Annotated in this window: 13 protein-coding genes; 8 read left to right on the top strand and 5 right to left on the bottom strand. The window is 41.3% G+C overall.

Features of this window, described 5'->3' with window-relative positions; translation table 11 throughout:
- From H6G26_RS37005 to H6G26_RS36985, 5 genes are all read right to left on the bottom strand, one after another.
- The coding region (locus H6G26_RS37005) for a protein kinase (RefSeq protein WP_242054219.1) at positions 1–363 on the bottom strand (363 nt) is incomplete at its 3' end.
- Between the two features lie 114 nt (positions 364–477).
- On the bottom strand, positions 478–1,416 hold the full coding sequence (locus tag H6G26_RS37000; RefSeq protein ID WP_190736507.1) for a hypothetical protein: 939 nt from the start codon (positions 1,414–1,416) through the stop codon (positions 478–480).
- A gap of 22 nt (positions 1,417–1,438) precedes the next feature.
- Positions 1,439–1,738, bottom strand: a complete 300-nt coding sequence (locus H6G26_RS36995; RefSeq protein WP_190736506.1) for a hypothetical protein — start codon at positions 1,736–1,738, stop codon at positions 1,439–1,441.
- Positions 1,735–1,929 (bottom strand): hypothetical protein, encoded by a 195-nt coding sequence (locus H6G26_RS36990; RefSeq protein WP_190736504.1) that lies wholly within the window; start codon positions 1,927–1,929, stop codon positions 1,735–1,737. Before H6G26_RS36990 ends, H6G26_RS36995 begins: the two co-directional genes overlap by 4 nt.
- A gap of 73 nt (positions 1,930–2,002) precedes the next feature.
- Positions 2,003–2,353 carry a helix-turn-helix transcriptional regulator gene (locus H6G26_RS36985; protein WP_190736501.1) on the bottom strand — a complete coding sequence of 117 codons (351 nt, stop codon included), beginning with the start codon at positions 2,351–2,353 and terminating at the stop codon, positions 2,003–2,005.
- A 150-nt stretch (positions 2,354–2,503) separates the two neighbouring features.
- Between H6G26_RS36985 and H6G26_RS36980 the strand changes: the two genes are divergently transcribed.
- The 8 genes from H6G26_RS36980 to H6G26_RS36945 all read left to right on the top strand — a co-directional run bounded on the left by H6G26_RS36980 (position 2,504) and on the right by H6G26_RS36945 (position 6,152).
- Positions 2,504–2,830, top strand: a complete 327-nt coding sequence (locus H6G26_RS36980) for a hypothetical protein (protein WP_190736499.1) — start codon at positions 2,504–2,506, stop codon at positions 2,828–2,830.
- Positions 2,823–3,020: a hypothetical protein gene (locus tag H6G26_RS36975; protein WP_190736497.1), complete on the top strand. Its 198-nt coding sequence runs from the start codon at positions 2,823–2,825 to the stop codon at positions 3,018–3,020. The genes H6G26_RS36980 and H6G26_RS36975 overlap by 8 nt, the downstream gene beginning before the upstream one ends.
- A gap of 25 nt (positions 3,021–3,045) precedes the next feature.
- The gene (locus H6G26_RS43370) at positions 3,046–3,474 is read left to right on the top strand and encodes a hypothetical protein (RefSeq protein WP_242054218.1); all 429 of its coding nucleotides are present in this window, start codon (positions 3,046–3,048) and stop codon (positions 3,472–3,474) included.
- A 206-nt stretch (positions 3,475–3,680) separates the two neighbouring features.
- Positions 3,681–4,523, top strand: coding sequence for a hypothetical protein (locus H6G26_RS36965; protein WP_190736496.1), 843 nt, complete (start codon positions 3,681–3,683; stop codon positions 4,521–4,523).
- An 80-nt stretch (positions 4,524–4,603) separates the two neighbouring features.
- The gene (locus H6G26_RS36960; protein WP_190736494.1) at positions 4,604–4,813 is read left to right on the top strand and encodes a hypothetical protein; all 210 of its coding nucleotides are present in this window, start codon (positions 4,604–4,606) and stop codon (positions 4,811–4,813) included.
- Positions 4,814–4,815: 2 nt separating this feature from the next.
- Positions 4,816–5,229: a hypothetical protein gene (locus tag H6G26_RS43365; RefSeq protein ID WP_242054217.1), complete on the top strand. Its 414-nt coding sequence runs from the start codon at positions 4,816–4,818 to the stop codon at positions 5,227–5,229.
- A gap of 28 nt (positions 5,230–5,257) precedes the next feature.
- Entirely contained in the window at positions 5,258–5,683 is a 426-nt protein-coding gene (locus tag H6G26_RS36950) for a DUF1392 family protein (protein WP_242054216.1), read from the top strand.
- A 43-nt stretch (positions 5,684–5,726) separates the two neighbouring features.
- Positions 5,727–6,152: a hypothetical protein gene (locus tag H6G26_RS36945; RefSeq protein WP_190736492.1), complete on the top strand. Its 426-nt coding sequence runs from the start codon at positions 5,727–5,729 to the stop codon at positions 6,150–6,152.
- Positions 6,153–6,290 lie beyond the last annotated feature (138 nt).

The following is a 6,290-nucleotide window of genomic DNA, read 5'->3' as shown; positions in this document are numbered from 1 at the left end:
GCCCAGAATGTCGCAAACAGCGATCGCAAGACCTAGAAAAGTGGATAAAGGCATCGGGCAGAAGATATTTGGGCGCTTGTGCATCCATTTCTCTAGGGATTCCCCCCCAAAATCTTCTAAGATAATCACCAGAGTGCGTTGATAGTCCTGCTGGTTGTATGCCTTGACAACTCCTTCCAGATTCAGGGAACGGATAATTTTATATTCCTGCCTATAGCGGGTTATTTCTTGAGGTGAGGGATAATCAAGCTTTAGCATTTTGACTACCACCCCTACTCCATCGTCTCTGATGCCCCGATACACTAGAGAATTAGAACTCTCGTATATTTTGTTTTGGATAGCAATACCAGGTAGAGTGATCATAGAGCAACTCTTAAGAGGATAATCTGGTACACCTCAAACTATACAGTAATTTTCATTCCGAAAATAATTATTTACTATTTGGTAATCGAGAATAAATTTGATGAAATAAAAGTTTTAAACTCTGATTTCAGACTCCAAAACACTCAACACTTTTTCTTCCAGTCCAGTCAAATAAGCCCGCTTCAGCTTCCCCAACGACTCCAAAAACTTCTGCACCGATTCCTCCAGCCCACTCGAATACACCCGATTAACACGATCGCTGATTATCTGCATCTGTTTGCATTCAGCAGGCAAGTAATCGTAAGACTTCAGGTGCTGCAACCCAACGGCGTACTCGCCATCCCACATTCTCACGCTGCAACTAAAGTCATTCACTACGCTGACAATTGCCCAACAGCCACCTTTGCCTCTCAGTTCGGGATTATCCTTAGCAAGAATTTGGCAGATTTCACCAACTTGGTAGGTGTTGGGTACTTTCGTCCTTTCCATGATGCGCTGCACAACATCTTTGACGATTCTACCAGTCGGCACTTTCCCACCAGCAAGTTCTACTGCTCTTAGCCACACTTCTTGCTGTTCCTGGGGTTCAAGTTTTGTCATCGGTCGCACTTGGCGCTCACTCGTGGGCAGAATTTGTGATCCATTGGTTGTCAAATTCTCATCTGCCACAATTTGACAACCAATGGTTGTCAAATTTTCGTAAACACCAGCTGCGGCGATCAAATAATTTGATTGTTGCCGACTATGCCCAAAGCGATCGCGGCAATAATCTTCAAATGTTTTATGCGTGGAGCGATAAAGCCGTCTGTCCCTCAATTCCGTCAGCGCTTTTCCTGCCTCAAAAAATGCTCTCTCCACACGCCGCTCTAGGTGAAGGCGATCGCGCTGTTCTTCCTCTGTCAACTCTGGAACTTCAACAGCCGTAACGTTAATTGTTGCTAAGGCTGAGTTTTCTTGCTGAGAGATATCCTCATTTGCAGGGTTAAGGAGTGTTTTTGAATCATCAGAAGCAGCAGAGGTGGATTTTTTGCTCTTACGGGTTGATTTATCCATAAACCCACCTCTAGGTTGATATTTAAGCTACTTGTTGCCGATGCTCTACTAAATCAAGTAAAGGAGGGAATATTCGGGATTTATCGGTAGAAACCAACACAAAAACTGCATTTGTCGAGAAAGGTTCTTGAATATAGTTGTAAAGAATCACAAATGCTTTGGTAGTCAGATAATGAGCATTTCTCAGTAAAATTACAACTTTGCTATCTTTTGATTCTGCCACCAAAGTTTTTACTTGCTCTATGAGCCTTTCAATATCTTGGGCTTCATAAGCTTTCTTCGCTTCAAAATCTATGATTTGGTCACATATAAACGATGTCATTGCTTTGCCTCTGTATTTTCAACTTTCTCAAAAGTTCCATCAGCACGTCGCCGCCAACCATCCACAATTACATCATCTTCAGAATTACGAGGTTTTGAGGGATCGCGCCAGTCGTAATCAATAGTTTTATCGGACGATTCTGGGTTTTTGTTAGATATTTTATCCTGATTAGAAACGCTAGCTTCAGTCATGCCGTTTTTCTTTTCAATAGCAACAAAGCCGTCTCATAATCATCTTGGCGTTGGCTATTGTACAATTTTTGTTTCATGCCGCACCTCTATTGCCATCAAAGACAATCATGCGTGCTTGACGTTTTGTTGATTTTGGCGACTCACTTTTTCCTTCTACTTGCTCTGAAGCAGTTTTTAACACCTCATCATTTGATGAGTGGCCAGTTTTGTCATCAATATTGTTTGGCCGCCATTCCAAAATATCTCCAGGCTGACATTCAAGTACTTCGCAAAATCTCCCCAAGGCATCAAATGTAATTGAGGCAGCTCTTCCTTGTTCAATTTTTTGAATATTTTGCAGGCTGTAACCAGTTTTCCTCGCTAGCTCATTTTGAGACAAGCCTTTAGCTTCTCTCGTCTTTTTCAATTTTACAAGCACAGGCATTTCCTAATTCTTACTCCTTAAAGTAGCACTACTTTTAGTTGGTTATCTTTGGTGTATATCTATAAGTAATATAAATTAACTACCAAGAGTAGCATTACTAATCGTAATACAAAAGTCTGCGATTATTTCCCTTCATTCACCTATTCATCTATGCAACCCACAATCTCAATCCCCCGACACTGGGGCTACCCTCGCTTTGCTTTGGATCAGCGTACAAACCAGGGCATTATCCTGGGACTTTATTACTATCCTTCTGGTACAGAACTGGCTGAACAATTTGATGCTGGTTGGCGTTATGCCCTGATGCCTAACAGAAACTCTGATGAATTATTCCACTTTTCGGAAAACCAAATCCAACCGCTTACCTCGGAAGAATTGTTCCACCAAATCAGTGCTGAAATTGACTTTTATCAACAGCAGATAAGCATTCTCAACCGACAGTTAGACGCAATAGCTAGAGGTGCAAACAATGGCTAAGACGATTGATAACTACGTGGAACGTACTTCTGCTAGATTACTGCACTCTCTAAGCCGCTCTGGTGGTTCTATTCCTTTGCACCGCATTCAGTTCTCAGAAACTATCATCCAATATTTGCTTGATAAAAAACGGGTACAAGTGCAAAACACTGGATGCGGGTTTTTGTTGGAAATTTCTGAAGATTTTTAGCTGACGAAACAATCAGGAGATAAGCATGAAACTTTACGCCAAGACCATTCCACAAACTTTACCCGATTGGGCAACTGTAGTTACACAGAGTGCAGATTTGGTTGAAATTGAAATCAACGATGAACACCCAAACTTTCAATCTCTACTTGAAGAGTTAGAAACCGAGATTGAGCCAGGAACAATAGGAGTGAAAGCTGAGGATTTATGTTCCAGACTCGGTATTGAGATGTCTAACCCACCTCTTCACCACTTAGTTGAAGAAGCCCAAACTCTAATATCAGAAATTGCTGCACATTCCCAATACAAAGAACTGCTGAAGAACGGGTATCAGCCAGATTTAAACATTGCTGATGCTAGCACTGCTCTTACTTATCTGCAATGGGAGTTAGAGCGGAATCAAGAGGGGGGAAAGGGAACATCCATATTTAAAAATGCTTGCTCTGTAATGTATTGAGAAAATTCTTTCCTTCTCCTTCCTTTACCCCAACCCCAAGACCCCTTTTCCCCTCCAAGTAACAGCCTTCTGATTAGTACAAAAGCAATCGTTTGAATAAATGCCTCTTACTCAAACGATTGCACCTATGGAAAATTACATTCCGCTACAGAATTCTCATTATTGCACACAGAACAACAATCAATGAAACTTTAATCGAGGTGAACATGGTTACTGAAATCAAACTAGGTTTATGCAACCCTCCCGAACCCATCTATTTGTATGTCAATCAGGGGGAAGTAGATGGCGAATCATTCGTTTGGTATAAGTTCAATATCAGCCAGGATAAGAAAATTCCTGTTACTCAAAGGGCATTAACTGGGTATTTATCAGAACTCCGCCTCACGACTAAAGAATTCAAAGGCAAGGACAACTTGAAGTTGGATATTGTTGTCAGTGCTGATGAACTTTATGTCATAAGAACTGGTGTTGAAACCAATTTCGCCAAAAGCTTCCTTTTAGCTGCCTCTTTAATCCAAGATTTTTCTAAGCCACTGATTATCGTTGCTAATGCTGGCGACGAGAATACAGTTTTCTGTAATCTTTATGATGCTGCAACCAAAACCAAGATTTACAGAGAATGGAGTAGAGATTTGGATTGGGCAACTATCATTCGTGACATTCAATGTCTTTTAGGTGGGACTTCAAGCTCCGTTCCAGAACCCCCACTGACTCCACCAAAACTTAGCGTAGTCCCTCAACCAGTACACCCCCAAGACCTACGAATCAAAAATATTCGCACCTTGCTTGATTATCCGCTTGATTTAGTCAAAGAGTGGTTGCAATTTCAGGACGTTGACCGCCCAAGTCTACTTGATATTAGCCAGATTAATGAACTAATCAAAACCATGTGTTTGGCTTGGGCAGCAAATAAGTGTGACCATCCTAATCATGCTGAATCTTCTTATCAAAACCAAATTGTTAATGCTGTTACTAGCGGAATGGATGAGTTAACGGCAATCAGTGCATGGATGCAACAGTTGCAAGCGGTGAAGACTGGGGCAGTGTAAATAGAAGTCAGAAGACAGGATTCAGAATACAGAATAATTCTGATTCCTGATTTATCAATTAACCAGATAGGAATTAAGGCATGAGAGTCATCGTTACAGTAGTCGATAAAATCACGAGTGAAGCGCACCTAAATATTCCTGATGGGCTGTCAGAGTCGGCAATCAAGCAGCACATTACAGACCTCTACAACAGTGGGGAAATGCTGATTGATTTGAATATTGCTCAGGTGGAGTTTGAATCTATCAGCGCTCAAATTATCTCAGAACATTCTTTTACTAAATCTGCATAAATATGAAACGTAATCATCCGAATCCAAAATGGACTGATGAAGAACTAGGAATTATCGAGGTGATAGCTGATCTTTATACCAAAGAACAAATCGCCAAAAGCTTGAGACGAAAAGGATACCATCGTACACCAGTTGCAATTGGACTCAAGTTAAATAGTTTAGGTTATTCAGCCCGTCCCACACTTGACAATTATAGCTGTAAGGAAATTGCTCAAGTCCTGAAATTGAATTTCTCAACTGTGTCTAGATGGGTAGGACGAGGATGGCTCAAAGCTACTAAGCGTTCTACCAAACATTATCAAGTCAGAATTTCTCATCTCAAACAGTTTTTTGATAACCCACCTCAATCAATTAAAAAACGTATTACCTCTCTTGATCCAGAAGCGATTAACTATTTATTGGGGAGACAACCATGATTGACCACATTAACGCTCTGAAAACCAGTTGGTATCTCTCTCCACCTTGGGTCAAACAATTCCATCTGTTGAGGTCAATTTACTGGAGAGAGTATACCTCAGAACCACCAGAACATTTGGTTACTGCTGTGGTATTCAGTGGAAGCATGAAACTTGGCTTTATTCAATTGATTGCCGTAATGAAATACTCCACGCTACCCAAAACCAACTCATCGGGACTGGAGAGCTAGAAGCCATTACTGTGCAAAAACCTGCTTTTGTTTTGGGCGAAAGAGTAATCCTCTGTTCTCACGACAAGGGAACAAAACAACGGCTGATTTTGGGGATTGCACTGGTGCATGATTCTTGGTTTTACCTTGTTGAATTGATGTCGCCAACGTTAATTAAGACACCAACTATATCGAATCGTTTCTCATTAGTTGGTGAAAAAAGCTTGGTGCGTGTGAATGTTTAATTCTCTCTAATCACGCAACAAAAATTATCACCCAACTAAAGTTATGTCGCAAATTCAAATCGCCGAAATTCTCGAACAAATATCTCAAGAGATTGAAGTTGACGCTAATGGTCAAGCGAAAGCCAGTGTTAGAGCAACTGCAAGACTAGCTGGGGTTGATGATGAATCGATCAGAAAAGCTTTAAAATCAAGCGCCGACCTAGCGCCATCAAAATTAGCTAAAGAGCTTATGCAGCAAGGATTTTCAGCCGCCGACCTTAGCCAGTGGAGAACCGACGGTATCCCCGACACTGCGATCGCAATTATCTTAGAGTACTATGCTTCCGAAGCTGGTAGATACTGTACCAAGCAAGCCAGATTGGTATGCCGTTCATTCAACACCATCGGCATTCGGGCATGGATTCAGGACAAATTGGGCTGGACTAAACCCGCCAATCCTTCCGAAACAGCAATGACACAAATACAGTAGACCTCTTGCAGAATTGATTTTGTGTTATAATGATTGGTTTTCTTAATCTGAATGGGGTGAGATAACTAAAAAGATTGATGCCTGGGGTATTTATAGCGATAGTTGTAATCGCGGAACGTCTGACAGAAAAAACATCAC

It is taken from the genome of Nostoc sp. FACHB-888 (assembly GCF_014696655.1).
Taxonomy (GTDB): Bacteria; Cyanobacteriota; Cyanobacteriia; order Cyanobacteriales; family Nostocaceae; genus Nostoc.
Note: the sequence above shows the minus strand (reverse complement) of the source record. Positions and strands in the feature narration are given on the sequence as shown.